This is a genomic window from Enterobacter sp. P82 (assembly GCF_037053385.1).
In the GTDB taxonomy this organism is placed as follows: domain Bacteria; phylum Pseudomonadota; class Gammaproteobacteria; order Enterobacterales; family Enterobacteriaceae; genus Enterobacter.
In genome coordinates, this window is the sequence record NZ_JBALHX010000001.1 from 2,531,937 (window position 1) to 2,556,500 (window position 24,564).

A 24,564-nucleotide genomic window follows, 5' to 3' on the forward strand; every position below is an offset into this window, starting at 1 on the left:
CAGCAGCCCCTATAACCGAAGGCTGCTTCCAGGCGCGCAAGTATACCACCATCGCGCCGCTCCTGTGCACATTGCGCGTTATTTGATAATTGCCCTGAGTCCGTTACCATGTCAGGGCTGAGAATATAAGAGTCAATTCACTATGCCGAAGAAGAACGACGCACCGGCCAGTTTCGAAACTGCGCTGAGTGAACTGGAGCAAATCGTTACCCGTCTTGAGAGCGGCGATCTCCCGCTGGAAGAGGCACTCAACGAATTCGAGCGTGGCGTGCAACTGGCACGTCAGGGGCAGGTCAAACTGCAGCAGGCCGAACAGCGTGTGCAGATCCTGCTGTCCGACAGCGAAGACGCTAAAACCACGCCTTTTACACCGGACGCCGAGTAAATGGATTTTGCCAACGAGCTTCAGGCATGCGTCGCGCGTGCCAACGATGCGCTGCGCCGTTTTATCGAGCCACAGCCTTTTCAGAACACTCCACTGGTTGAGGCCATGCACTATGGCGCACTCTTGGGTGGAAAGCGCCTGCGCCCATTCCTGGTCTATGCCACAGGCAATATGTTTGGTATCAGCGAAAACACGCTGGACGCTCCGGCAGCCGCCGTTGAGTGTATCCATGCCTACTCGCTGATCCACGATGATTTACCGGCAATGGACGATGACGACTTACGTCGGGGTCAACCTACCTGCCATATCAAGTTTGGCGAAGCAAATGCCATTCTGGCGGGAGATGCCCTGCAAACACTGGCATTTTCGATTTTGAGCGATGCACCGATGGCTGAGGTGGCCGATCGCGACCGTCTGGCAATGATCTCCGAACTGGCCATGGCCAGCGGTGTGGCCGGTATGTGCGGGGGGCAGGCACTGGATCTGGACGCCGAAGGACGTCAGGTTAATCTGGAACAGCTGGAGCGTATCCATCGCCATAAAACCGGGGCATTGATTCGTTCCGCCGTTCGCCTGGGCGCGCTGAGCGCGGGTGAGCAAGGGCGCAAAGCCCTGCCGATTCTGGACAGATACGCAGAAAGTATCGGTCTGGCATTCCAGGTTCAGGATGACATTCTGGATGTGGTGGGCGATACTGCAACATTGGGTAAACGTCAGGGTGCGGACCAGCAGCTTGGCAAAAGTACCTACCCCGCCCTGCTGGGTCTTGAGCAAGCCCAACGTAAAGCCCGGGATTTGATAGAGGATGCCCGCCAGTCGCTGAATCAACTGGCCGCGCAATCACTGGATACTTCGGCACTGGAAGCGCTAGCGGACTATATAATCCAGCGTGATAAATAAACACACTATCTCGATGAGCCTTTGATGAGTTTTGATATTGCCAAATACCCGACACTGGCGTTAGTTGACTCCACCCAGGAGTTACGTCTGTTGCCGAAAGAGAGCCTGCCGAAGCTGTGCGACGAGCTGCGTCGTTACCTGCTCGACAGCGTAAGCCGCTCCAGCGGCCATTTCGCCTCCGGGCTTGGCACGGTAGAGCTGACCGTGGCGCTGCACTATGTCTATAACACGCCGTTCGATCAGCTCATCTGGGACGTGGGTCACCAGGCCTATCCACACAAAATTCTGACCGGGCGTCGCGATAAAATTGGCACCATTCGTCAGAAAGGCGGCCTGCACCCGTTCCCGTGGCGCGGTGAGAGCGAGTATGACGTGCTGAGCGTCGGCCACTCGTCCACCTCTATTTCAGCGGGTATCGGTATTGCCGTTGCCGCCGAAAAAGAGAACAAGCAGCGTCGCACCGTCTGCGTGATTGGCGACGGAGCCATCACTGCTGGCATGGCCTTTGAGGCCATGAACCACGCGGGTGATATCAAGCCGGACATGCTGGTTATTCTTAACGATAACGAAATGTCGATTTCCGAGAACGTCGGCGCGTTGAACAACCATCTGGCGCAGTTGCTCTCCGGTAAGCTTTACTCCTCGCTGCGTGAAGGCGGGAAGAAAGTCTTCTCCGGCGTACCGCCGATCAAAGAGCTGCTCAAGCGTACCGAAGAACACATCAAAGGCATGGTCGTGCCGGGTACCCTCTTTGAAGAGCTGGGCTTTAACTATATTGGCCCGGTTGATGGACACGACGTGTTGGGGCTGGTGTCGACGCTCAAGAACATGCGCGACCTGAAAGGCCCGCAGTTCCTGCACATCATGACCAAAAAAGGGCGTGGCTACGAGCCGGCGGAAAAAGATCCGATCACCTTCCACGCGGTGCCGAAATTCGACCCGTCCAGTGGTTGTCTGCCAAAAAGCAGCGGCGGCATGCCGAGCTATTCAAAAATCTTCGGCGACTGGCTGTGCGAAACCGCGGCAAAAGACAACAAGCTGATGGCGATCACCCCGGCCATGCGTGAAGGCTCCGGCATGGTGGAGTTCTCCAGAAAATACCCTGACCAGTATTTTGACGTTGCCATTGCCGAGCAGCACGCGGTGACGTTTGCAGCAGGCCTGGCAATTGGCGGCTATAAACCGGTTGTCGCGATTTACTCCACCTTCCTGCAGCGCGCTTACGATCAGGTGATCCATGACGTTGCCATTCAGAAGCTGCCTGTGCTGTTTGCTATCGATCGTGCAGGCATCGTCGGTGCGGACGGACAGACACACCAGGGGGCTTTTGACCTGTCGTTCCTGCGCTGTATCCCGGATATGGTCATCATGGCGCCATCCGACGAGAACGAATGTCGTCAGATGCTGTTTACCGGCTACCACTATCAGGACGGCCCAAGCGCGGTTCGCTACCCACGCGGTAATGCGGTAGGCGTTGAGCTGCAACCGCTGGAGAAGCTGACGATAGGTAAAGGTCTGGTGAAGCGTCGCGGTGAGAAAGTGGCGATCCTGAACTTCGGCACATTGATGCCAGAGGCCGCGAAAGTGGCTGAAACGCTGAATGCCACTCTGGTGGATATGCGCTTTGTGAAACCGCTCGATGAATCCCTGATCCTGAACATGGCGGAAACCCATGACCTGCTGGTGACGCTGGAAGAAAACGCCATCATGGGCGGCGCGGGCAGCGGCGTGAACGAAGTGCTGATGGCGAATCGTAAAGCCGTTCCGGTGCTGAACCTCGGTCTGCCGGATCACTTCATTCCGCAAGGTACTCAGGACGAAGCCCGCACGGCGATTGGCCTGGATGCTGCAGGCATTGAAGCCAAAATTCGTACCTGGCTTGCCTGATCCCTCCCCTTTTCCGCTCCTGCTATGCTTAAACGTATTGTTTAAAAAGCAGGAGTGGAACCATGCAATACACGACATTAGGAAAAACAGATCTTAACGTTTCCCGACTTTGCCTGGGGTGCATGACTTTTGGCGAGCCTGACCGGGGTAATCACGCCTGGACGCTGCCGGAAGAGAGTAGCCGCCCTATCATCAAACGCGCCATCGAAGGTGGCATTAACTTCTTTGACACCGCCAACAGCTACTCCGACGGCAGCAGCGAGGAGATTGTCGGCCGTGCCCTGCGCGATTTTGCCCGTCGTGATGAAATTGTGGTCGCCACCAAGGTGTATTACCCGGTGGGCGATCTGGCTCAGGGACTTTCTCGCGCGCAGATCCTGCGTTCCATTGATGACAGTCTCAGACGTCTGAACATGGATTATGTCGATCTGCTGCAAATTCACCGCTGGGATTACAACACGCCGATCGAGGAGACGCTTGAAGCGCTCAACGACGTGGTAAAAGCGGGTAAAGCACGCTACATCGGCGCCTCATCAATGCACGCGTCGCAGTTTGCACAGGCGCTCGATCTCCAGGCACAGCATGGCTGGACGCGCTTCGTCAGCATGCAGGATCACTACAATCTGATCTATCGCGAAGAAGAACGTGAGATGCTGCCGCTGTGCCATCAGGAGGGCGTGGCGGTGATCCCGTGGAGCCCACTGGCGCGCGGTCGCCTGACCCGTCCGTGGGGGGAAACCACGGCCCGCCTGGTATCGGATGAAGTGGGAAAAAATCTGTATGAAGGCACAGAGGCCAGCGATGCGTTGATTGCCGAACGTTTAGCCGGGATTGCTGACGAAACCGGTGCAACCCGGGCCCAGGTGGCGCTGGCGTGGCTGCTGGGTAAACGTGGGGTTGCGGCACCGATTATTGGTACATCGCGAGAAGAGCAACTGGATGAACTGCTGAATGCGGTGGATATCACGCTGACGCCGGAGCAGATTGCCGAGCTGGAGACACCATATCAACAGCATCCGGTGGTAGGGTTTAAGTAAGCCCTCACCCTCTAATCCGTAGGCCGGGTAAGGCGAAGCCGCCACCCGGCAATACTGAGCGCACAAACTTACGCGAAGTGATCGTATCCTTTCCATTCCAGCGTAATGGGCGCACCATCTCTCACAAACTTCAGCCCTTCGCTCTCCGGCATGATCTGCCCGATGCAGGTAAATTTCGCGCCGAGATGGGCTAACGCCACGTCCAGCGTTCCACGGTTGAGCTCAGGCACCGTGAAGCACAGCTCGTAATCTTCTCCACCGGAGAGTGCCCAGCGCAGCGCCTGCTCAGGTTCTACATGGCGAAGCAGTTGCTCTGACAGCGGGAAGTGATCCAGGTCAACACGCGCACCCACGCCGCTGGCCTTCAGAATATGGCCGAGATCTGAAATCAGCCCGTCAGAGAGATCGATAGCCGAACTAGCCCGTTCGCGCAGTGCCTGACCGTGCAGAATACGCGGTGTTGGCCGCAAATGGCGTTTCACCAGATATGCCGCGTCGTCAGCATCCTTCACGGTTAAGCGGTCCTGGAGGATCGCCAGCCCCGCGGCGCTGTCGCCCGGCGTACCGGTCACGTAGATCCAGTCGCCGGGTTTTGCACCCGATCGTTTCAGCGCGCGACCGAGTGGCACATAGCCGTGGATCGCCAGCGTCATCGACAGCGGCCCGGCAGTGGTATCACCGCCAATCAACTGCATATCGTAGTAGTTGAGCTGCTCAAACAACGCATCGCTAAAGGCTTCCAGCCAGACTTCATCTACCTCTGGCAGCGTCAGAGCCAGCGTCAGCCATGCAGGATCGGCGCCCATCGCCGCCAGATCGCTCACGTTGACGGCCAGCGCTTTATACGCCAGATCGGCAGGACCGATATCCGGTAAAAAATGACGTCCGCACACTAAGGTGTCGGTGCTGATTGCCAGCGTCTGTTTTTCGGGAACATTGAGAAGTGCGCAGTCATCGCCAATGCCGGTTTCAACATCAAGACGAGAGGTTCTGACACGGTCGAAATAACGGGCAATCAGGGAGAATTCGCCGCATGCCATACGTTATGCCTCAGCAAATAAAAGAAAAAACCGGAGCCGCACTGCCCATCAGGCAATGCAGAACTCCGGTTTGCGGATCACTTTTTGTGGGGACGGATCGCAGGTGCTGCTTTATCAAGTACGCCGTTTACAAACTTGTGGCTGTCTTCAGCGCCGAAGGTTTTCGCCAGTTCGATCGCTTCGTTGATGGCCACTTTATACGGCACATCATCACGTTTAGACAGCTCAAACAGCGCAATGCGCAGCACTGCTTTTTCAACCTGACCCAGCTCTTCGAGCAGACGAGACAGGTATGGCTTCATCAGACCATCGAGATACGCGCTATTAGTCGCCACTCCCGACAGCAGTTCACGGAAGTACAGAACGTCAACGTCTTTCACGTCCTGTTCTGACAGGAACTGGTATTCAACATCAGCGATGTCGTTCTGGGACAACTGCCAGGAGTAAAGTGCCTGGACGGCACATTCACGGGCGCGGCGACGAGCAGCAGGTTTCACGGAATTCCCCTTACAAAAAAATCAGGCCTTGATGGCTTTCAATACATTGATCATTTCAAGCGCGGTCAGTGCAGCTTCTGCACCTTTGTTACCGGCTTTAGTGCCAGCACGTTCGATGGCTTGTTCAATACTTTCGGTGGTCAGCACGCCAAACGCGACAGGAATTTCAGCATCCTGTGCAACGTGTGCCAGACCATTGCTTGCACCGCCCGCAACGTATTCGAAGTGCGCAGTGCCGCCACGAATAACAGTACCCAGAGCAATCACCGCGTCGTATTTACCGGTTTTTGCCAGCGCGCCTGCTGCCAGTGGCAGTTCGTAAGCACCTGGAACCCAAACAACGGTAATGTTGTCATCTTTAACCTGGCCGATACGTTTCAGGGCGTCAATGGCACCTTCCAGCAGGCTGTCGTTGATGAAGTTGTTGAAACGCGCAATGGTGATGGCGACGCGAGCGTCCGGGGTAGCTACAGCAGCTTCAATAATGTTCATACTCTTCCTTTACGGGTTCATTTGGCCCCGCAGGGGGGCGGATTTTATCATAATACTTTGCGTACTGCTTCCCTATTTCAGGAGCAATTACGCTGTCGTTAAATGGAGGCAGACATCCGGACCCACCGGACGAATCTCGCTAAATTTGAGTTGTGGTGCATCGGCCAGTTTTTCAAGGCCGGGCAGCACAAACAGGCCACGCGCGTCGCTACCCAACAGTTTAGGTGCAACGTAAACAATCAGTTCATCCACCAGCCCAGCCTGTAAGAGCGCACCGGCGAGCGTTGGCCCCGCTTCTACCCAGATGCTGTTCACCTGTTGTTTGCCGAGTAACATCATCAGCACCACGAGATCCAGATGCCCGTTATGCTCCGGCACCATGATGCTGCGAACACCTTCCGGCCAGTCACGTGAATCTTCTTTAGTGCGCGCAATCCAGGTTTCACCAGGCTGCTGCACAATACGGTGTTCAGGTGTGACGCGGTTCTGGCTATCTATGACAATACGCAGCGGCTGACGCAGGTTCTCCTGCGGATAAAGCGCCTGGGTATCGGCATTCAGTTCGTTCCAGCGCACGGTCATGGCCGGATCGTCAGCCAGAACGGTTTCACTGCTGGTGAGGATAGCATGGCTTTGCGCACGCAGACGTTGCACATCGCGCCTTGCCTGCGGCGAGGTGATCCACTGGCTCTCACCTTTCGCCATTGCCGTGCGACCGTCCAGAGAGGCGCCCAGCTTAAGTTGGATGTATGGGAACCCGGTGCGCATGCGCTTGAGGAAGCCTTTATTGATCGCTTCCGCGTCTTGCATCATCAGCCCATGGCTGACGTCAATCCCTTCCTGCTGCAGACGATACAAACCGCGACCGGCAACCTGCGGGTTCGGGTCCTGCATTGACGCGACGACGCGTGAAACACCCGCCGCAATCAGTGCTTCGCAGCACGGTGGCGTACGGCCGTGATGACTGCAGGGCTCCAGCGTGACGTAGGCCGTAGCACCGCGCGCCTTCTCACCAGCCATGCGCAACGCGTGAACCTCAGCATGCGGCTCGCCCGCACGATAGTGAAAACCTTCGCCCACAATCTCGCCATCTTTGACGATAACGCACCCGACGTTCGGGTTAGGATGGGTGGTAAAACGACCGCGCTGCGCCAGCTTCATGGCTCGCGCCATGTAAATCTCATCCTGCATGAGCTTAATCCTGTAAGCGGGCGATCTCTTCGCCAAACTCTTTGATATCTTCGAAACTCCGGTAGACCGAGGCGAAGCGGATATAGGCGACCTTATCGAGCTTTTTCAACTGCTCCATCACCAGGTTGCCAATCATCTTGCTTGGCACTTCACGTTCCCCCAGACCACGAAGATAAGATTTAATGTGATTTAACGCCATTTCAACGTCATCCGCGCTGACGGGGCGTTTTTCCAGAGCCTTCAGCATTCCGCTGCGCAACTTCTCTTCGTTAAACGGCTCTCGCACGTCGTTACTTTTTACCACGCGCGGCATAACCAGCTCTGCAACCTCGAAGGTCGTAAAACGCTCATTACACACCAGACACTGCCGACGACGGCGTACAGAAGACCCTTCGCCCACAAGACGAGAGTCGATGACTTTGGTATCCACAGCGGAGCAGAATGGGCAATGCATACGGTATCCCTGTTATCTGGTTAACTCATTTCATTTTACCCTGATCTGGCCTGACAACAAAGGAAGAGCTTTTTGAGACAAAGGATCTATGTCTGACAGGTGGATGCTGGCTACCATAATGAGGATCCGTTATTTCAAGGAAATAAACGCAATGACAAGACGTTACCTGAAGATTTTGCTGGTGGGGAGCCTCTTCACCCTTAGCGCCTGTGCACAGCAAACCGAAGTTCGCCAGATGAAACAAAGTGTCAACACGCTCAATACGGCGATGGACAAACTGAATAAAGAAACGGTGAAGATCACCCAACAAAACGCGCTGAACGCAAAATCCAGCAGCGGGGTGTATCTGCTGCCTGGTGCCAATACGCCTGCGCGGCTCAATAGCCAGATTGGCACGCTGAAAATGTCACTGGTGAACGTTGCGGCGAATGCAGATGGTACTCGCGCAACATTACGCATCCAGGGTGAATCCAACGAGCCACTTCCGGCCTTCAGTGGCACCGTCGAGTGGGGCCAGATCCAGGGCACTACCGAGAGCTATCAGGAAGTGAATGTGAAGAACCAGTTGTTCACTGCTCCCGCGAGTATACTGGCGCCCAGCGATGTTGATATCCCGCTTCAACTGAGTGGACTCACGCCAGATCAGTTAGGTTTTATCCGCATCCACGATATCCAGCCCGCCGCGCAGTAACCCCTCCTTCAGCGGAGTGCAATGTCACTCCGCTAACATTTACATTTCGTATGGATTGGCAACATAAATGATTGTCGCTACAATCCCGGCCGTTTAAAGTACGCAAACGTGAACGCAATCGATTACGCGTGTGAGAGATATGTGAAACAACACATATTTTTGTGAGCAGGGATTCCTATAATAGGCACCGCAGAAACACGAAATATTTAGAAACGCAATTCGCGCATTTTTCACTCCCGGAAGGGAATTTCAATCAGTGGCATGATTATGAAAAAAACATTACTTGCAGCCGGCGCTGTGCTGGCACTTTCCTCCTCTTTCACTGTTAACGCAGCGGAAAACGATAAACCACAATACCTCTCCGACTGGTGGCACCAGAGTGTTAACGTCGTGGGTAGCTACCACACCCGTTTCGGACCACAGATCCGCAACGATACCTACCTGGAGTACGAAGCGTTCGCCAAGAAAGACTGGTTTGATTTCTACGGTTACGTGGATCTGCCGGTATTCTTCGGTGGTAATACCGATGCGAAAGGTATCTGGAACAACGGTTCCCCGCTGTTCATGGAAATCGAACCACGCTTCTCTATCGATAAACTGACCGGCACCGATCTGAGCTTCGGTCCGTTCAAAGAGTGGTACTTCGCGAACAACTACATCTATGACATGGGTCGCAACGATTCTCAGGAACAAAGCACCTGGTATATGGGTCTGGGTACCGACATCGACACTGGCCTGCCGATGAGCCTGTCCATGAACATTTACGCGAAATACCAGTGGCAGAACTACGGTGCGTCCAACGAAAACGAGTGGGATGGATACCGTTTCAAAGTGAAATACTTTGTACCGCTGACGCAGCTGTGGGGCGGTAACCTGAGCTACATCGGTTTCACTAACTTCGACTGGGGTTCAGATCTGGGTGACGACAACTTCTATGACAACAATGGGAAGCACGCTCGCACCAGCAACTCTATCGCTTCCAGCCACATCCTGGCCCTGAACTACGATCACTGGCACTACTCTGTTGTTGCTCGTTACTGGCACAACGGTGGTCAGTGGAACGACGATGCCAGCCTGAACTTCGGTAAGGGTGACTTCAGCGTTCGTTCTACCGGTTGGGGTGGTTACCTGGTCGTGGGTTACAACTTCTAACCTTGTGGTAGTCGCCAGGCAAAAAGCCAGCTCAGGAGCTGGCTTTTTTACTGCTTAACCTTCCGCAAAAAATCGGCCAAAGACTTGTCAGCACTCTCGCTAAATCGCCTCTCCGTCATCACAATGTTGAGACATCTGTCGAGCCGGAAACAGCGATAGTCATCGCGCCGCTCACACCACGCCGCCAGCAGCCAGCGCTCACCCCAGAAGAACAATCCTAACGGCTGAACGTCACGCTGTGAGAGCTGCCCAACTTCGTCGCGGTAATGCAACGCCAACACGCGCTGAGCGGAAATTGCCTGATGAATCATGTCAAAATCGCTGCGGGAGTGGCTTTGCATGCAAAAATCCGGGGCGTAGATCCGCGTCTGCTCCGCCTTTCGACGACTCTCCTCAGGCAGAATTGCTAACACCTTCTCCTGAGCCGACTCCAGCTCGCGCGACAGCGATTCTCCTCCCCAGGTTTTGAGCAGGCGAATCGCCACCATTAACGCCTCTGACTCCTTGTTTGTCAGCATCAGCGGCGGTAAATCAAAACCCGACATCAGCCGATAGCCGCTTCCCGCCTCGCCCTCCACCGGCACGCCGGAAAGTGACAAGTCGCGGATGTCGCGGTAGACCGTCCGCTCAGACACGCCAAGCCTGTCCGCCAGATGCGCTGCCGTTGTCAGACGCCTGCCCCGCAGGATCTGCACAATCTGAAACAAACGGTCAGCGCGTCGGGTCATATCTTCGTTAACTCTCAGGCAGGTTGGTGGAGACCGACGCGATTACCTTCGCTGTCGGTAAACAATGCGATAGTGCCAATCCCACGAGGTAATTCCAGTGGGCCGAATACACACTCACCGCCTGCGGTAACGATACGATCGAGCGTGGCTGGCAGATTGTCAGTATGCAGGTAGATAATAGCGCCTTCGTGAGACGGTACAATGCCCTCAAATTTTGCCAGCGCTCCGCCGGTACCCGGATCCTCATGCGGGAAAACGGCCAGCTCAGCGCAGTCCATTTTCTCGCGTTTTAACGAAACCTGCATCACTGGCTCATAAAACGTAATCGCGCGATCCATATCCGTGACCGGGATTTCAAACCAGTTAATTACACTTTTCATACATCCTCCTGACTGTTGTTTGGGTTCGAAAAGAGTCTACGACAGGGCTCCTGACAGCATACTGTCAGGAGTGTTTGTCAGGAGCAGATAAAAAAAATCCCGGTCATCAGACCGGGATTTCGATAACGCGATAAACGTCTTACGGCAGAATTGACGGCTGATCCGCCCCTTCTTTCTCGACTTTCTGCTGGAGCAAGTGCTCGCGCTTCATGCCGAGTTTCAGTGCCAGTGCGGATGCGACGTAAATAGATGACGCCGTACCGATAGACACACCGATCAACATGGTCAGCGAGAAGCCTTCCAGCACCGGACCACCGAAGAGATACAACATCAGGATCACCATCAAGGTGGTACCGGATGTGATCAAGGTACGGTGCAACGTCTGGGTCAACGACACGTTAAAGATTTCGTACGGCGTACCGCGACGGATCTTACGGAAGTTTTCACGAATACGGTCAGATACCACGATACTGTCGTTCAGTGAGTAACCGATAACGGACATCAGCGATGCCACGATCGTCAGGTCAATCTCAATGTGGAACAGAGACAGTACACCCATGGTGATCACCACGTCGTGCGCCAGCGCGATAACCACACCTGCTGCCAGTCGCCACTCGAAGCGGAATCCAACGTAAATCAGGATGGAGATCAGCGCCACCAGCAGGGCCATTGCACCCGTTTGGGCAAGGTCTGCACCCACGCTTGGGCCGACGAACTCAATACGCTTAACCGTCGCATTCTGGCTGGTTGTTTCGTTAATCACGCTAACAACCTTGCTGCCCAGCTCCTGGCTGCCGTTGGCATCATGCACTGGCGGCATACGCACCATGATGTCGCGGCTGCTGCCGAAGTTCTGCAGCAGTGGCTCTTCAAAGCCCGCCTTCTGCAGCGATTCGCGCATCTGGTCCATATCGACCGGTTTTTCCAGGGAGATTTCAATTACCGTACCACCGGTAAAATCGAGTCCCCAGTTAAAGCCTTTCACGCCCATAATGACGATGGACAGAATCAGCAGAAAACCTGAAATGCCGAAGGCCCAGTAGTCCCAGCGCATAAAGTCCCAGACTTTACGGCCGTGGTTCAATTGTTCAACAGTATATTCCTGTGCCACAACGCACTCCTCAGATAGACAGCTTTTTGACGCGCTTGCCGCCGTACAGCAGGTTCACGATGGCACGGGTGCCGACAATAGCGGTAAACATCGACGTTGCAACACCGATACCGGTAGTAATCGCAAAGCCTTTGATCGCGCCAGTACCCACTGCATACAGGATAAGAACCTTAATCAGTGTTGTTACGTTCGCATCGAAGATGGAGCTGAACGCCCCTTTATAGCCTTCTTCAATCGCCTGCTGCACAGAGCGACCGTTGCTCAACTCTTCTTTGATACGTTCGTTGATCAGTACGTTGGCGTCGACCGCCACCGCAAGGGTCAGAACGATCCCCGCAATACCCGGCATGGTCAGCGTCGCCCCCGGCAGCAGGGACATAATGCCGATGATCATCACCAGGTTCGCCAGCAGCGCGGACGTCGCGATCAGACCAAACTTCTTATAGAAGAAGATCATGAACAGGATAGAAACCACCAGACCGGCCAGACATGCTTCCAGACCCTGTTTGATGTTCTGCATACCCAGGGTTGGACCAATGGTACGTTCTTCAACAATCTGGATTGGTGCAATCAGCGCACCGGCACGCAGCAGCAGGGAGAGCTGACGCGCTTCGTTCGGGTTGCTAATACCGGTAATACGGAAGCTGTTACCCAGACGAGACTGGATGTTGGCGATGTTAATCACCTCTTCCTCTTTCACCAGCACTGCACGGCCATTGGCATCTTTCTTACCGCTGTCTTTGTACTCCACGAACAGGGTCGCCATCGGTTTGCCGATGTTGTCCTTGGTGAAGTTAGACATGATGTTACCACCCGCGCTATCCAGCGAGATGTTAACCTGCGGCTGGTTGTATTCGTCCTGGCTGGAAGTGGAGTCAGTGATGTGGTCACCGGTCAGGATCACGCGTTTGTACAGCACAACAGGCTGACCTTCGCGGGTCTGTTTCACTTCGGAGTCACCCGGAATACGTCCTGCGGCGGCAGCGGACTGATCAACGTTGGAGTTAACCAGACGGAATTCCAGCGTTGCGGTCGCACCCAGAATCTCTTTCGCACGTGCGGTATCCTGGATACCTGGCAGTTCGACCACGATACGGTCAGCACCCTGGCGCTGTACCAGAGGCTCAGCCACACCCAGTTGGTTTACACGGTTACGCAGAATGTTGATGTTCTGCTGAACGGCGTATTCACGCGCTTCACTCAGACGCGCATCGGTCATCACCGCGCGCAGCTGGTTGCTGCCTGAAGAGGTGATCACCAGATCGCGGTGACGCTGAGACAGGTAAGTTACAGCCTGATCGCGCGCCGCGCTGTCGCGGAACGTGATGCTCATACCGTAGTTATCTTCTTTACGCACGGTAGTGTACGCGATGCCTTTTTCACGCAGATCGCTACGCAGGCTGTCGATATTCTGTTCCTGCAGTTTGCCCAGCGCGGTATCCATATCCACTTCCATCAGGAAGTGAACGCCACCACGCAGGTCAAGACCGAGCTTCATTGGCTCTGCGTTCAGTGCAGCCAGCCAACGAGGGGTTGCAGGAGCAAGGTTAAGCGCCACGACATATTTATCACCCAGCACGCCCATCAGCGCTTCACGGGCGCGGAGCTGCGTGTCGGTGGTGTCGAAGCGAGCAAGAATTGCACCCTCTTCCAGAGCCACAGACTTAGCGGTAATTTTTTCTTCTTGTAACGTTTTCTGGACCTGGATCAGCGTTTGCTCACTGGCGGCGACACCGCGCGCGCCAGTGATTTGAACAGCCGGATCCTCACCATACAGGTTGGGAAGCGCGTACAGCAGGCCGACGAGAATCACGACGACCAGCATGATGTACTTCCACAAAGGATAACGGTTTAACACGGCAGTTCCCTTTGGGAAAAGTTGGGATTACAGCGCCTTCATAGTGCCTTTCGGCAGAACGGCAGCTACGAAGTCACGTTTGATAACCACTTCAGTGGTGTCGTTCAGCGCGATAGCAATGTAGCCGCTTTCAGCCACTTTGGTTACGCGACCCACCAGACCACCGTTGGTCAGCACTTCATCGCCTTTCGCGATGGAGTCCATCAGCTTTTTGTGCTCTTTGGTACGCTTTTGCTGTGGGCGCAGGATCATGAAGTAGAAGATCAGACCGAACACAACCAGCATCAGAATCAGAGACATCGGGCTGCCCTGCGCCGGAGCACCTGTTGCCGCTACCGCATCAGAAATAAAAAAGCTCATTCAAATTCCCTCATTATTAAAATTAATCAACGTTCAAAGGTGGAACGGTTCGACCCTGACGTTGGTAGAAATCGGTCACGAAGCTCTCTAATTTACCCTCTTCGATAGCCTTGCGTAAACCAGCCATTAAGCGCTGATAATAGCGAAGGTTATGAATGGTATTGAGACGCGCACCCAAAATCTCATTACAACGATCGAGATGATGCAGATACGCGCGAGAATAATTGCGACAGGTATAGCAATCGCACTCGGCATCGAGCGGACTGGTGTCACTCTTATGCTTCGCGTTACGGATTTTCACCACGCCATCGGTAACAAACAGATGACCATTACGCGCGTTACGGGTTGGCATCACGCAGTCGAACATATCAATGCCGCGACGTACACCTTCAACCAGATCTTCTGGTTTACCCACACCCATCAGGTAACGGGGTTTATCTGCCGGGATTTGCGGGCAGACATGCTCAAGAATGCGATGCATGTCTTCCTTCGGCTCACCCACAGCCAAACCGCCGACAGCGTAGCCATCAAAACCTATCTCTACCAGACCTTTAACAGAGATATCACGTAAATCTTCGTAAACACTGCCCTGAATAATGCCGAACAGCGCATTTTTGTTCTCCAGGGAGTCAAAACGGTCGCGGCTACGCTTCGCCCAACGCAAAGACATCTCCATAGAGCGTTTAGCGTAATCCCAGTCGGCCGGATACGGTGTACATTCGTCGAAGATCATGACGATGTCAGAACCGAGATCGTACTGAATCTCCATCGATTTTTCTGGATCGAGGAAAATAGGATCGCCGTTGATCGGGTTACGGAAGTGTACGCCCTGCTCGGTGATCTTGCGAATATCACCCAGGCTGAAGACCTGGAAACCGCCGGAGTCGGTCAGGATTGGGCCTTTCCACTGCATGAAGTCGTGCAGATCACCGTGGAGCTTCATGATCTCCTGACCCGGACGCAGCCACAGGTGGAAGGTGTTGCCGAGGATAATCTGTGCGCCAGTGGCTTCCACTTCTTCCGGCGTCATCCCTTTTACGGTGCCGTAGGTGCCCACAGGCATAAACGCGGGGGTTTCCACCACACCGCGATCAAACACCAGGCGACCGCGACGCGCGCGGCCATCGGTGGTATCGAGTTCAAATTTCATTTTTTCTCCGACGTCAGAAAAACAGTCCAACGTTGTAAAACGGTGCCGCGGACTTATTCCCCGACACGCTCATTCAAAGCCTGCGGATTGTACGTGATAAACATCGCGTCCCCGTAGCTAAAAAAGCGATATTTTTGTTCTACCGCAGACTTGTAGGCATTCATCGTATGCTGATAACCCGCAAATGCAGACACCAGCATAATCAGAGTGGATTCAGGCAGATGGAAGTTGGTCACCAGCGCGTCAATCACTTTGTACTGGTAGCCCGGGTAGATAAAGATCTGCGTATCGCCAAAGAACGGTTCGATAAGATCGTTCTTCGCGGCCTGTGCGGCGCTCTCAAGCGAACGCACAGAGGTAGTACCGACGGCAATCACGCGGCTCCCCCGGCCTTTCGCCGCCAGAACAGCATCCACCACGTCCTGCGGTACTTCGGCATACTCGGAGTGCATGATGTGATCTTCGATGCTGTCCACGCGCACCGGCTGGAAGGTACCCGCGCCAACGTGCAGCGTCACGAACGCCATCTCAACACCTTTTGCACGCAGTTTTTCCAGCAGCGGTTCATCAAAGTGCAGACCCGCGGTCGGCGCGGCAACTGCGCCAGGTTTCTGGCTATAGACAGTCTGGTACAGCTCGCGGTCGGCCTCTTCGTCCGGACGCTCAATGTACGGCGGCAACGGCATGTGGCCGATAGCATTCAGAATGTCGAGCACAGAACGCTCGTCATCGAATTCCACCTCGAACAGCGCATCGTGGCGCGCGATCATGGTCGCTTTGATGCTCTCGTCATCACCGAGCAGCAGTTCTGCACCCGGCTTGGGTGCCTTAGAGGCGCGAATATGTGCCAGAATACGTTTATCATCGAGCATACGTTCGACCAGCACTTCAATCTTGCCGCCGCTGGCTTTACGCCCGAACAGGCGCGCCGGGATCACGCGGGTATTGTTAAAGACCAGCAGATCGCCTGGGTTGAGCTTGTCGAGCAAATCGGTGAAAGTACCGTGCGTCAGATCGCCCGTTGGCCCATCCAGTGACAGCAAACGACAGCTACTGCGCTCAGGCATTGGATAGTGAGCAATCAGGGATTCAGGTAGTTCAAAGGAGAAATCGGCGACGCGCATGACGTATACTCGTGACTTAAAAACAGGCGGCATAGTCTAGTGCTCACACCCTTTTGCTGCAACAACTAGCCACCCCCGGACAAATAAAACGCATGAATTTTCTCGCTCACCTGCATCTCGCCCACCTCGCTGACAGCTCCCTTTCCGGTAATTTGCTGGCCGATTTCGTGCGCGGTAACCCCGCTGAAAACTATTCCCCTGAGATCGTCGACGGTATTTTTATGCATCGCCGTATCGACGTACTGACAGATAACTTGCCAGAAGTAACGGAAGCTAAAGCGTGGTTTCGCCCCGAAACACGCCGCGTTGCGCCGATCACGCTTGATGTGATGTGGGATCATTTCCTGTCGCGCCACTGGGCACTACTCTCGCCGGAGTTGCCATTACCGGATTTTGTGCGCTATGCCCACCAGCAGGTGTCAATCATTTTGCCCGACTCGCCGCCGCGCTTTGTGAATCTGAATAACTACCTGTGGTCAGAACGCTGGCTGGAGCGCTATCGCGAGATGGATTTCATTCAGAATGTGTTAAATGGGATGGCCAGTCGCCGACCGCGCCTGGATGCGCTGCGCGACTCCTGGTATGACCTGGATGAACATTACGATGCGCTGGAGACCCGGTTCTGGCAATTCTATCCGCGCATGATGGCGCAGGCGAAAAACAAACAGCTCTGACAGAATTCGCATTGATAGGTAAAAGCTGGCGGAACGATTGTCACCACCTCTTTGTCTTATCCATGAACACTCTCTATACTGGCTCGCGTTGCGTTCCAAATAACCTTAGTATCTACAGGAGAATCATATGGTTCTGGTAACTCGTCCGGCTCCGGATTTTACAGCTGCAGCAGTTCTGGGCAACGGTGAAATCGTTGAAAACTTCAACTTCAAACAGCACACCAACGGTAAAGCGACCGTTCTGTTCTTCTGGCCAATGGACTTCACTTTCGTTTGCCCATCTGAGCTGATCGCGTTCGACAAACGTTATGAAGAATTCCAGAAGCGTGGCGTAGAAGTTGTTGGCGTCTCCTTCGACTCTGAATTTGTACACAACGCATGGCGTAACACCCCTGTCGACAAAGGCGGCATCGGTGCGGTGAAATACGCAATGGTTGCGGACATCAAACGCGAAATCCAGCAGGCTTACGGTATCGAACATCCGGACGCTGGCGTTGCACTGCGTGGTTCTTTCCTGATCGACGCAAACGGCATCGTTCGTCACCAGGTTGTGAACGATCTGCCACTGGGTCGTAACATCGACGAAATGCTGCGTATGGTTGACGCGCTGCAGTTCCACGAAGAGCACGGTGAAGTGTGCCCGGCTCAGTGGGAAAAAGGTAAAGAAGGTATGGCTGCCTCTCCAGACGGCGTAGCGAAATACCTGTCTGAGAACGTATCCAGCCTGTAATCGGCACGGTTTACGAAAAAGGCCCGCTTATGCGGGCCTTTTGTTTTAGAACGCGAAGCACGAACACCCTAACACGCCCCAGAATGCCTGCTCATCGGAGACAGGAATATCCGACTGGCGCGCAATACCGTGCGCATGCCCATGCACGCCACAACTCCCGATGCACTGGTGCATCTGTACCACCGCGCCCACTTTACTTGCGGCTGGCGGTGCGGAGCGATAATGTCCGGGTACCTTCACCACAGGCGACCACTCTGGCACAACCGGAATTGGCGGTGGCGACAGTGGGCTGAAATGTCCGGCGGCATACACCACCTTGCCATCCACCACGGTCAGTACCGATTCAATACCTTTGATCTCCTCTTCCGGCACGCTGAAGTAGTCTTTCGACAGCACCACCAGGTCCGCCAGTTGCCCTTCGACCAGGCGACCTTTTTTACCCTGCTCGCTGGAAAACCACGCACTGCCTGCCGTCCACAGCTCAAGAGCTACGTCACGCGGCAGACGGTTATTATCGTCATACATCGCAAGCCCACCCACGGTACGCCCGGATACCAGCCAGTAGAGCGCCGTCCACGGGTTATAGCTCGCCACGCGGGTCGCGTCCGTACCTAACCCAACCGGCACCTCCAGTTCCAGCATTTTCGCCACTGGTGGCGTGTGCTTCACCGCCTCTTTGCCATAGCGGTCGACAAAGTACTCGCCCTGGAATGCCATGCGGTGCTGGACCGCAATCCCACCGCCCAACGCCTTAACGCGTTCGATATTGCGCTCGGTAATGGTTTCTGCATGGTCGAAGAACCAGTGCAGCCCGTTGAACGGGATATCGCGGTTCACTTTCTCGAACACATCCAGCATCCGACTGATGGATTCGTCGTAAGTCGCGTGCAGGCGGAACGGCCAGCGGTTTTCCACCAGATGACGCACCACACGCTCCAGTTCGTCTTCCATTCCTTCCGGCAGATCCGGACGCGGCTGAAGGAAATCCTCGAAATCCGCCGCCGAGAAGACCAGCATCTCACCGGCCCCGTTCGCGCGATAGAAATCCGTTCCCTGACCCGGTTTGAGCATATCTGTCCAGCGCTCAAAATCGTCCAGTTCCTGTTTCGGGCGCTGGGTAAAGAGGTTGTAAGCAATGCGCACAGTCATCTGCTCTTTGGCGTGCAGCTCAGCAATTACCTCGTAATCTTCCGGGTAGTTCTGGAAACCGCCCCCTGCATCAATTGCGCTGGTCAATCCCAGGCGGTTCAGCTCGCGCATAAACTGGCGCGTAGAGTTCACCTGCTGCTCAATCGGCAGTTTCGGCCCTTTTGCCAGTGTGGCGTAGAGGATCATTGCATTGGGTTTGGCGATCAGCATCCCGGTCGGGTTACCGTTGTTATCGCGCACAATCTCGCCGCCCGGTGGGTTCGGAGTCTCTTTGGTATACCCGACAGCTTTCAACGCTGCACGGTTGAGCAGCGCGCGATCGTAGAGATGCAGGACAAATACCGGGGTATCCGGTGCCGCCTCATTGAGTTCTTCGATGGTTGGCATCCGACGTTCAGCAAACTGAAATTCGCTCCAGCCGCCGACAACACGCACCCACTGTGGTGACGGTGTGCGGTCGGCCTGAACTTTAAGCATGCGCAACGCATCCACCAGTGAAGGAACACCTTCCCAGCGCAGCTCCAGGTTGTAATTGAGCCCGCCGCGGATCAGGTGCAGGTGAGAATCGTTCAGGCCGGGGATTACCGTGCTTCCCTGTAAATCGACGATCTGCGTTCCCTGCGTCGCATAACTCATGATGCGATCGTGATTACCCGTAGCAAGGATCTTGCCGTTGGCGATCGCTACCGCCTCGGTAAGCGGATTTTCACGATCGAGTGTATGGATCTTACCCTTAGTTAAGATCAGTGTGGCAGTTTGAGACATAACGTACTCCTTTCAGCCGAATCAGGCTTTTTTTAGCCATCCGGCAAACAGACGGGTCACGATGGGCATCCACAGCCAGACCACCAGCGCGACCACACAGGCATCGTTAATCAAATGCAGCAGCAATGAGCCTTTCAGGCCAGGAAGCAGCGCGCCAGTCACCTGTGGTACCAGATTGGTGCTGGGAAAGATCACCAGGAGCGTGATCAGAAACTGTTTCCACTGTTTTGGCTTACGTACGTGTGTCTCCGGTGGCGTAAACCAGAATGCAGGTTCCGTACGCACTTCGGTTTTGTCGCCTTCCGCCAGCAGCGGTTCAATCTCTTTCACCAGCGCATTGCGGGTATCAGACTGAGTCCACTCATAGAGGTGTTCGAGGGTGTCGAAGCGGATGATCACCGTCCACAGGTTTTGCCCTTCGGACGGGCGGATTACGTTTGCGCCCAGATGGCCGGGAAATTCCGCCGCGATGGGCATGATCCTGCCAAGCCACTGTTCGTAGTGCTCAGCCTGTCCCGGAAGTAACGTGTGAGTAATCACCAGCGTCACATGTGATGTTTGCGCCATAAAAGCTCCCTGGTCATTGATGGGCGGGAGAACCCCGCCCTGAAAGGTTTACGCTTTACGTTCTGGCGCGCCATGAACGAGGGTGTAGGCATAATCAACGCCCATGCCATAAGCCCCGCTGTGCTCGCGAACCAGGTCCATTACCGCGTCGTAAGTGCCTTTGCGTGACCAGTCGCGCTGGTACTCAAGCAACACCTGCTGCCAGGTCACCGGTACGGCCCCGGCCTGAACCATACGGTCAATCGCTCGTTCGTGCGCATCAACGGATGTACCGCCGGACGTATCGGTTACCACGTACACTTCGAAGCCTTCGTCGAGCGCCATCAGCGCCGGGAAAGTCAGGCAAACCTCGGTCCACAGGGCTGAGATGATAAGTTTCTTACGGCCCGTTGCTTTAACTGCCGCAACAAACGCATCGTCTTCCCAGGAGTTCATCGAGGTACGTTCAATGGGTTTAACATCCGGATGAACCGCCAGCAATTCTGGCCAGATATAGCCGCTGAAGCTTTTCGTTTCGACCGACGTGTAAATAACAGGAACATCAAAAATTTTGCCGGCTTTCGCCAGTGCTACCGTATTATTCTTCAGCAATTGACGGTCAATATTAGCGACACCAAAGGACATTTGCGGTTGGTGATCGATAAAAATCAGTGCGGAATTGGATGGATCAATCAGTTCACGAATAGACATAAAAGTACCTTTTAAACAATGGGTTAAAAGTAAACATTCGGTGTGCTATATGAGAAAGGGCCCTGACTGATAAAGCAAATTGAGTATAGCGAGAATTGACTGAGCGGATAGTAAAGATATTTGTCCCCTCTGTTGAATAAAACCGAACAACACAGGGAAATATTCTGCAACCCGTACACCGTACCGGTTGCAGACAGTGATTAATTACCGAACCAGATGGAAGCTGAAATTGCAGGTAATGAGAGTATGCCTTCCTGGAGAGTCCCTTTACCCTCCTTACATTGCCACGCCTTCACGTGCAGCAATGGGGAGTCATCCAGCACCACTTCACAGGCCTCACCCCGGTTAATCGCCACCAGCACACGCTGCTGGTTATAAACACGGACAAACACCACTACGTTATCGTGGGCGTACACCACCAGGCAGCCGCCATAGCGTAATGCCAGGTTCTGTTTACGTAACTTCGCCATTCGCTGATAAAGGCCGAACAGCACCTTGTCCTGTTTCGCTGGCTGCCACGGGAAGGTTTTGCGGCAGAATGGATCGTTGTTACCATCCAGCCCCACTTCATCACCGTAGTAAATACAGGGTACGCCAGGCCATGTGAAGAGCCAGGTAACGGCCAGCGGCAGACGTGCCACATCCTTGCCAAGCAGGGATTTAAAGCGCGCCGTATCGTGGCTATCCAGCTGATTAAACATTCTCAGTTGCTGCTGATGCGACAGACCGGCGCGGTAATTATCCATCCACGCCATACAGGTTTCGGCATCAATGTGATTCGGATCGTAGGAAATATCGGTATTCGCCAGGAATCCCCATAGCGGGAAGGTAAAGCCTCGATAGTTCATCGCCGAATCTTCCGCATCGGCCTGCAGCCACTGGCGCGCATCGCCAAAATGTTCGCCAAATACAAATGCCTCTGGCTGAGCCACTTTTGCAGAGCGGGTAATACCCGCGACGTGTTGAATATTGTTCCGCGCCCCGCCCGCTTCGCCCAGCATGTGCACCACATCCAGGCGCCAGCCATCCATATTCCACGGTGCTTTCAGCCAGTGGCGCACAATGCTGTCTTCACCACCGTAGATTTCATCGATCAGAGAAGGTGACTGGAAATCCAGCTTCGGCAGGCTCGGATAACCCAGCCAGTCCAGCGCACGTCCCTCCTCATTAAAGCTATACCAGCTTCTCTGCGGTGAATCCGGGTTATGGCATGCTCCGCTCATTGACTGATTATGACGGTCAAACCACGCGTGTGAATCTCCGCTGTGATTAAACACACCGTCCAGAATCAGGCGCATGCCTTCATTTCTGGTGTTCTGCCGCAGGCGCAATAACGCCTCATCGCCGCCAAACTGCGCGTCAACGTGGCGATAATCTTCGGTATCGTATTTGTGTACGCTCGGAGCTTTAAACACCGGGTTGAGATACAGCGCCGTCACGCCGAGCTTTTTCAGGTACGGCAGCTTTTCGCTGATACCGTCGAGATCGCCGCCGTAGAACGTCGAACCGCCCGCCTGCGCGGTCAGGGGTTCATCCCACGCTTTCAGGATAATGTCATGGCCCGCAGCATGGTGGTGATAGATCTTATCCTGGTCAGCAGTGCGTTTTTCACTGCGGGCAAAGCGGTCCGGGAAAATCTGGTAAAAGACCTGATCGTTAACCCATTGCGGTCCGTTATCCGGGTAATCAACGGCAAACTGCTCAAGACGAGCCGGAGGGAAACGGCTAAACCCCTGCGGGGTAAACCACAGCTGACGGTTGTTCCACAGCAGTTTGAAACTGTAGCGACGGCGTGGCTGCCCGCTGCGCAAGTCGATATTTGCCCGCCAGGCCGTGATCCCCGGCTGCGGCTGGCTACGCTGTTTGTGCATTTTCAGCGCGGTCTCTTCGTTATCCACTTCGGCGCGTAGCGTCACGCGTTCAGGCTGATTTTCCCCCGTCAGCCAGAGCGTAATCACAAGGTTGTCTTTGTTTTGCTTAACAAATGGGGCAACCGGAAGGTGCCAGGCGTTTAACATCACGAATCCCCTTTGATGAAATTGACGTCACCTTGCCACAGGGTGATTAAGGTTAGCTCATCATGATGCGGTTTATTGGGGGAGGAGGATGGGGGAGGAGAAAAAATGCCCGACATCGTCGGGCATTAACTTTACTGTGCTTCCGCCAGCTGACGGTCACGGCGGCATTTAAACATCCAGCCCACCAGTAGCAGGACGATCCACGCGAAGCCGACGTATAAGGAAATACGGGTATCCGGATGGTAGCCAATCAGGGCGATGATAAAGACCAGGAAGAGCAGGCCAACCACGGTCGTTGCCACACCGCCCGGCACTTTGAACTTCAGCGCTTTCACCTCATCCGGAGACAGACGACGGCGGAATGCAACCTGTGACAGCAGGATCATAATCCACACCCACACCGTCGCGAAGGTTGCCAGCGACGCAATCACCAGGAAGACGTTTTCCGGCATGATGTAGTTCAGGTAAACCGAGAACAGCAGTGCGACGGTCATCACCACCACGGTGACCCACGGCGTACCGCGACGTGATGTTTTGGCAAATACCTTTGGCGCACTGCCCTGCTCCGCCATGCCGTGCAGCATACGCCCCACGCCAAAGACGTCACTGTTGATCGCGGAAAGCGACGCAGTCAGCACCACAAAGTTCAGAATACTGGCAGCAAACGCAATGCCCATATGCTGGAAGGTCAGTACAAACGGGCTACCGTTAGTGCCCACCTGGTTCCACGGGTAGATGGACATGATCACGAACAGCGTACCCACATAGAACACCAGAATACGCATCGGCACCGAGTTGATGGCGCGCGGAATCGACTTCTCAGGATCTTTCGCTTCCCCGGCGGTAATACCGATAATCTCAATACCGCCGTAGGCAAACATCACCATCTGTAGCGACATCACCATGCCGAGCCAGCCATTACTGAAGAAGCCGCCGTTGCTCCAGAGGTTATGGATACCGGTCGGCTGACCGCCGTTACCAATCCCCCAGATGATGATCCCAAAACCGGCGACAATCATGATGATAATGGTGGCGACCTTAAAGAAAGAGAACCAGAACTCCAGTTCACCAAAGACTTTCACGCTCATCAGGTTAACCGCGCAGATGATCAGCACCACGCTCAGCACCCAAATCCAGTGCGGTACTGCCGGGAACCAGACCCCCATATAGATACCAAACGCGGTCACATCGGCAATCGCCACAATCAGGATTTCAAAGCAATAGGTCCAGCCGGTAATAAACCCGGCCAGCGGACCTAAGTTTTCCTGCGCGTAACGGGAGAACGAACTGGCTGAGGGATTGTGAACCGACATCTCCCCGAGGGCACGCATGATGATATAGGCTGCCACACCGCCGATGATGTAGGCCAACAGCACGCTTGGACCGGCCATTTTAATGGCATCTGCCGAGCCATAAAAAAGACCGGTACCGATAGCGGAGCCCAGCGCCATAAAGCGGATGTGGCGCGTGCTCAGCCCACGTTTAAGTTTGTTAGTGCTTTCCATTTAAATCTTGCCATTCAACACGAAAAAAA

Annotated in this window: 25 protein-coding genes; 8 read left to right on the plus strand and 17 right to left on the minus strand. The window is 54.5% G+C overall.

The features are described 5' to 3' along the window. The first annotated feature begins 142 nt into the window (after positions 1–142). From xseB to WB237_RS12145, 4 genes are all read left to right on the plus strand, one after another. The gene (gene xseB / locus WB237_RS12130; protein ID WP_008503331.1) at positions 143–385 is read left to right on the plus strand and encodes an exodeoxyribonuclease VII small subunit; all 243 of its coding nucleotides are present in this window, start codon (positions 143–145) and stop codon (positions 383–385) included. Then, positions 386–1,285 carry a (2E,6E)-farnesyl diphosphate synthase gene (gene ispA / locus WB237_RS12135; protein WP_028017656.1) on the plus strand — a complete coding sequence of 300 codons (900 nt, stop codon included), beginning with the start codon at positions 386–388 and terminating at the stop codon, positions 1,283–1,285. A 24-nt stretch (positions 1,286–1,309) separates the two neighbouring features. Beyond that, entirely contained in the window at positions 1,310–3,172 is a 1,863-nt protein-coding gene (gene dxs, locus WB237_RS12140) for a 1-deoxy-D-xylulose-5-phosphate synthase (protein ID WP_336213263.1), read from the plus strand. Between the two features lie 62 nt (positions 3,173–3,234). Next, on the plus strand, positions 3,235–4,209 hold the full coding sequence (locus WB237_RS12145; RefSeq protein ID WP_336213265.1) for an aldo/keto reductase: 975 nt from the start codon (positions 3,235–3,237) through the stop codon (positions 4,207–4,209). Between the two features lie 68 nt (positions 4,210–4,277). On the opposite strand, the gene thiL is transcribed toward WB237_RS12145, so the two are convergent. The 5 genes from thiL to nrdR all read right to left on the minus strand — a co-directional run bounded on the left by thiL (position 4,278) and on the right by nrdR (position 7,883). Next, positions 4,278–5,249, minus strand: coding sequence for a thiamine-phosphate kinase (thiL, locus tag WB237_RS12150; protein WP_336213267.1), 972 nt, complete (start codon positions 5,247–5,249; stop codon positions 4,278–4,280). 77 nt (positions 5,250–5,326) lie between these two features. Next, the gene (gene nusB, locus WB237_RS12155) at positions 5,327–5,746 is read right to left on the minus strand and encodes a transcription antitermination factor NusB (protein ID WP_006809908.1); all 420 of its coding nucleotides are present in this window, start codon (positions 5,744–5,746) and stop codon (positions 5,327–5,329) included. Between the two features lie 21 nt (positions 5,747–5,767). Further along, positions 5,768–6,238 carry a 6,7-dimethyl-8-ribityllumazine synthase gene (gene ribH / locus WB237_RS12160; RefSeq protein WP_006176874.1) on the minus strand — a complete coding sequence of 157 codons (471 nt, stop codon included), beginning with the start codon at positions 6,236–6,238 and terminating at the stop codon, positions 5,768–5,770. Between the two features lie 87 nt (positions 6,239–6,325). Beyond that, complete coding sequence (gene ribD, locus WB237_RS12165; protein WP_336213270.1) at positions 6,326–7,429, minus strand: bifunctional diaminohydroxyphosphoribosylaminopyrimidine deaminase/5-amino-6-(5-phosphoribosylamino)uracil reductase RibD; 1,104 nt, start codon at positions 7,427–7,429, stop codon at positions 6,326–6,328. A 4-nt stretch (positions 7,430–7,433) separates the two neighbouring features. Further along, complete coding sequence (gene nrdR, locus WB237_RS12170) at positions 7,434–7,883, minus strand: transcriptional regulator NrdR (RefSeq protein ID WP_008503337.1); 450 nt, start codon at positions 7,881–7,883, stop codon at positions 7,434–7,436. Between the two features lie 151 nt (positions 7,884–8,034). On the opposite strand from nrdR, the gene WB237_RS12175 reads away from it, so the two are divergent. Together WB237_RS12175 and WB237_RS12180 are read left to right on the plus strand one after the other, a co-directional pair. Beyond that, positions 8,035–8,574: a DUF3251 domain-containing protein gene (locus tag WB237_RS12175; RefSeq protein ID WP_336213273.1), complete on the plus strand. Its 540-nt coding sequence runs from the start codon at positions 8,035–8,037 to the stop codon at positions 8,572–8,574. A 267-nt stretch (positions 8,575–8,841) separates the two neighbouring features. Next, on the plus strand, positions 8,842–9,726 hold the full coding sequence (locus tag WB237_RS12180; RefSeq protein ID WP_114978091.1) for a nucleoside-specific channel-forming protein Tsx: 885 nt from the start codon (positions 8,842–8,844) through the stop codon (positions 9,724–9,726). 47 nt (positions 9,727–9,773) lie between these two features. On the opposite strand, the gene WB237_RS12185 is transcribed toward WB237_RS12180, so the two are convergent. The 7 genes from WB237_RS12185 to queA form a co-directional block, all read right to left on the minus strand. Next, positions 9,774–10,454 (minus strand): helix-turn-helix transcriptional regulator, encoded by a 681-nt coding sequence (locus WB237_RS12185; protein ID WP_114977919.1) that lies wholly within the window; start codon positions 10,452–10,454, stop codon positions 9,774–9,776. A gap of 14 nt (positions 10,455–10,468) precedes the next feature. Further along, positions 10,469–10,834 (minus strand): VOC family protein, encoded by a 366-nt coding sequence (locus WB237_RS12190; RefSeq protein ID WP_108090709.1) that lies wholly within the window; start codon positions 10,832–10,834, stop codon positions 10,469–10,471. Positions 10,835–10,973: 139 nt separating this feature from the next. Continuing rightward, positions 10,974–11,945 (minus strand): protein translocase subunit SecF, encoded by a 972-nt coding sequence (gene secF / locus WB237_RS12195; protein WP_336213276.1) that lies wholly within the window; start codon positions 11,943–11,945, stop codon positions 10,974–10,976. A gap of 10 nt (positions 11,946–11,955) precedes the next feature. Next, complete coding sequence (secD, locus tag WB237_RS12200) at positions 11,956–13,803, minus strand: protein translocase subunit SecD (RefSeq protein WP_336213278.1); 1,848 nt, start codon at positions 13,801–13,803, stop codon at positions 11,956–11,958. A gap of 27 nt (positions 13,804–13,830) precedes the next feature. Continuing rightward, on the minus strand, positions 13,831–14,163 hold the full coding sequence (yajC, locus tag WB237_RS12205; RefSeq protein ID WP_000007630.1) for a preprotein translocase subunit YajC: 333 nt from the start codon (positions 14,161–14,163) through the stop codon (positions 13,831–13,833). Positions 14,164–14,185: 22 nt separating this feature from the next. Beyond that, entirely contained in the window at positions 14,186–15,313 is a 1,128-nt protein-coding gene (gene tgt / locus WB237_RS12210) for a tRNA guanosine(34) transglycosylase Tgt (protein WP_028017667.1), read from the minus strand. A gap of 53 nt (positions 15,314–15,366) precedes the next feature. Further along, entirely contained in the window at positions 15,367–16,437 is a 1,071-nt protein-coding gene (gene queA / locus WB237_RS12215; RefSeq protein WP_336213281.1) for a tRNA preQ1(34) S-adenosylmethionine ribosyltransferase-isomerase QueA, read from the minus strand. 92 nt (positions 16,438–16,529) lie between these two features. Between queA and acpH the strand changes: the two genes are divergently transcribed. Both acpH and WB237_RS12225 read left to right on the plus strand, forming a co-directional pair. Beyond that, on the plus strand, positions 16,530–17,111 hold the full coding sequence (acpH, locus tag WB237_RS12220) for an ACP phosphodiesterase (protein WP_336213283.1): 582 nt from the start codon (positions 16,530–16,532) through the stop codon (positions 17,109–17,111). Between the two features lie 127 nt (positions 17,112–17,238). Beyond that, complete coding sequence (locus tag WB237_RS12225) at positions 17,239–17,841, plus strand: peroxiredoxin (protein WP_008503347.1); 603 nt, start codon at positions 17,239–17,241, stop codon at positions 17,839–17,841. A 45-nt stretch (positions 17,842–17,886) separates the two neighbouring features. Here WB237_RS12225 and WB237_RS12230 read toward each other — a convergent pair whose 3' ends face one another. The 5 genes from WB237_RS12230 to proY all read right to left on the minus strand — a co-directional run bounded on the left by WB237_RS12230 (position 17,887) and on the right by proY (position 24,535). After that, entirely contained in the window at positions 17,887–19,755 is a 1,869-nt protein-coding gene (locus tag WB237_RS12230) for an amidohydrolase (protein WP_336213285.1), read from the minus strand. A gap of 21 nt (positions 19,756–19,776) precedes the next feature. Continuing rightward, positions 19,777–20,322 (minus strand): antibiotic biosynthesis monooxygenase, encoded by a 546-nt coding sequence (locus WB237_RS12235; protein ID WP_028017671.1) that lies wholly within the window; start codon positions 20,320–20,322, stop codon positions 19,777–19,779. A gap of 48 nt (positions 20,323–20,370) precedes the next feature. Further along, the gene (locus tag WB237_RS12240) at positions 20,371–21,012 is read right to left on the minus strand and encodes a hydrolase (protein ID WP_014069092.1); all 642 of its coding nucleotides are present in this window, start codon (positions 21,010–21,012) and stop codon (positions 20,371–20,373) included. Between the two features lie 200 nt (positions 21,013–21,212). Continuing rightward, positions 21,213–23,030: a maltodextrin glucosidase gene (malZ, locus tag WB237_RS12245; protein ID WP_336213289.1), complete on the minus strand. Its 1,818-nt coding sequence runs from the start codon at positions 23,028–23,030 to the stop codon at positions 21,213–21,215. 131 nt (positions 23,031–23,161) lie between these two features. Continuing rightward, the gene (proY, locus tag WB237_RS12250) at positions 23,162–24,535 is read right to left on the minus strand and encodes a proline-specific permease ProY (RefSeq protein ID WP_316942389.1); all 1,374 of its coding nucleotides are present in this window, start codon (positions 24,533–24,535) and stop codon (positions 23,162–23,164) included. Positions 24,536–24,564: the final 29 nt, after the last annotated feature.

What these genes read in the sequence shown, in the direction of transcription:
- xseB (WP_008503331.1), top strand. Translation starts at nt 143, where the DNA reads ATGCCGAAGAAGAACGACGCACCGGCCAGTTTCGAAACTGCGCTGAGT.
- ispA (WP_028017656.1), top strand. Translation starts at nt 386, where the DNA reads ATGGATTTTGCCAACGAGCTTCAGGCATGCGTCGCGCGTGCCAACGAT.
- dxs (WP_336213263.1), top strand. Translation starts at nt 1,310, where the DNA reads ATGAGTTTTGATATTGCCAAATACCCGACACTGGCGTTAGTTGACTCC.
- WB237_RS12145 (WP_336213265.1), top strand. Translation starts at nt 3,235, where the DNA reads ATGCAATACACGACATTAGGAAAAACAGATCTTAACGTTTCCCGACTT.
- thiL (WP_336213267.1), bottom strand. Translation starts at nt 5,249, where the DNA reads ATGGCATGCGGCGAATTCTCCCTGATTGCCCGTTATTTCGACCGTGTC.
- ribH (WP_006176874.1), bottom strand. Translation starts at nt 6,238, where the DNA reads ATGAACATTATTGAAGCTGCTGTAGCTACCCCGGACGCTCGCGTCGCC.
- ribD (WP_336213270.1), bottom strand. Translation starts at nt 7,429, where the DNA reads ATGCAGGATGAGATTTACATGGCGCGAGCCATGAAGCTGGCGCAGCGC.
- nrdR (WP_008503337.1), bottom strand. Translation starts at nt 7,883, where the DNA reads ATGCATTGCCCATTCTGCTCCGCTGTGGATACCAAAGTCATCGACTCT.
- WB237_RS12175 (WP_336213273.1), top strand. Translation starts at nt 8,035, where the DNA reads ATGACAAGACGTTACCTGAAGATTTTGCTGGTGGGGAGCCTCTTCACC.
- WB237_RS12180 (WP_114978091.1), top strand. Translation starts at nt 8,842, where the DNA reads ATGAAAAAAACATTACTTGCAGCCGGCGCTGTGCTGGCACTTTCCTCC.
- WB237_RS12185 (WP_114977919.1), bottom strand. Translation starts at nt 10,454, where the DNA reads ATGACCCGACGCGCTGACCGTTTGTTTCAGATTGTGCAGATCCTGCGG.
- WB237_RS12190 (WP_108090709.1), bottom strand. Translation starts at nt 10,834, where the DNA reads ATGAAAAGTGTAATTAACTGGTTTGAAATCCCGGTCACGGATATGGAT.
- yajC (WP_000007630.1), bottom strand. Translation starts at nt 14,163, where the DNA reads ATGAGCTTTTTTATTTCTGATGCGGTAGCGGCAACAGGTGCTCCGGCG.
- tgt (WP_028017667.1), bottom strand. Translation starts at nt 15,313, where the DNA reads ATGAAATTTGAACTCGATACCACCGATGGCCGCGCGCGTCGCGGTCGC.
- queA (WP_336213281.1), bottom strand. Translation starts at nt 16,437, where the DNA reads ATGCGCGTCGCCGATTTCTCCTTTGAACTACCTGAATCCCTGATTGCT.
- acpH (WP_336213283.1), top strand. Translation starts at nt 16,530, where the DNA reads ATGAATTTTCTCGCTCACCTGCATCTCGCCCACCTCGCTGACAGCTCC.
- WB237_RS12225 (WP_008503347.1), top strand. Translation starts at nt 17,239, where the DNA reads ATGGTTCTGGTAACTCGTCCGGCTCCGGATTTTACAGCTGCAGCAGTT.
- WB237_RS12230 (WP_336213285.1), bottom strand. Translation starts at nt 19,755, where the DNA reads ATGTCTCAAACTGCCACACTGATCTTAACTAAGGGTAAGATCCATACA.
- WB237_RS12235 (WP_028017671.1), bottom strand. Translation starts at nt 20,322, where the DNA reads ATGGCGCAAACATCACATGTGACGCTGGTGATTACTCACACGTTACTT.
- WB237_RS12240 (WP_014069092.1), bottom strand. Translation starts at nt 21,012, where the DNA reads ATGTCTATTCGTGAACTGATTGATCCATCCAATTCCGCACTGATTTTT.
- malZ (WP_336213289.1), bottom strand. Translation starts at nt 23,030, where the DNA reads ATGTTAAACGCCTGGCACCTTCCGGTTGCCCCATTTGTTAAGCAAAAC.
- proY (WP_316942389.1), bottom strand. Translation starts at nt 24,535, where the DNA reads ATGGAAAGCACTAACAAACTTAAACGTGGGCTGAGCACGCGCCACATC.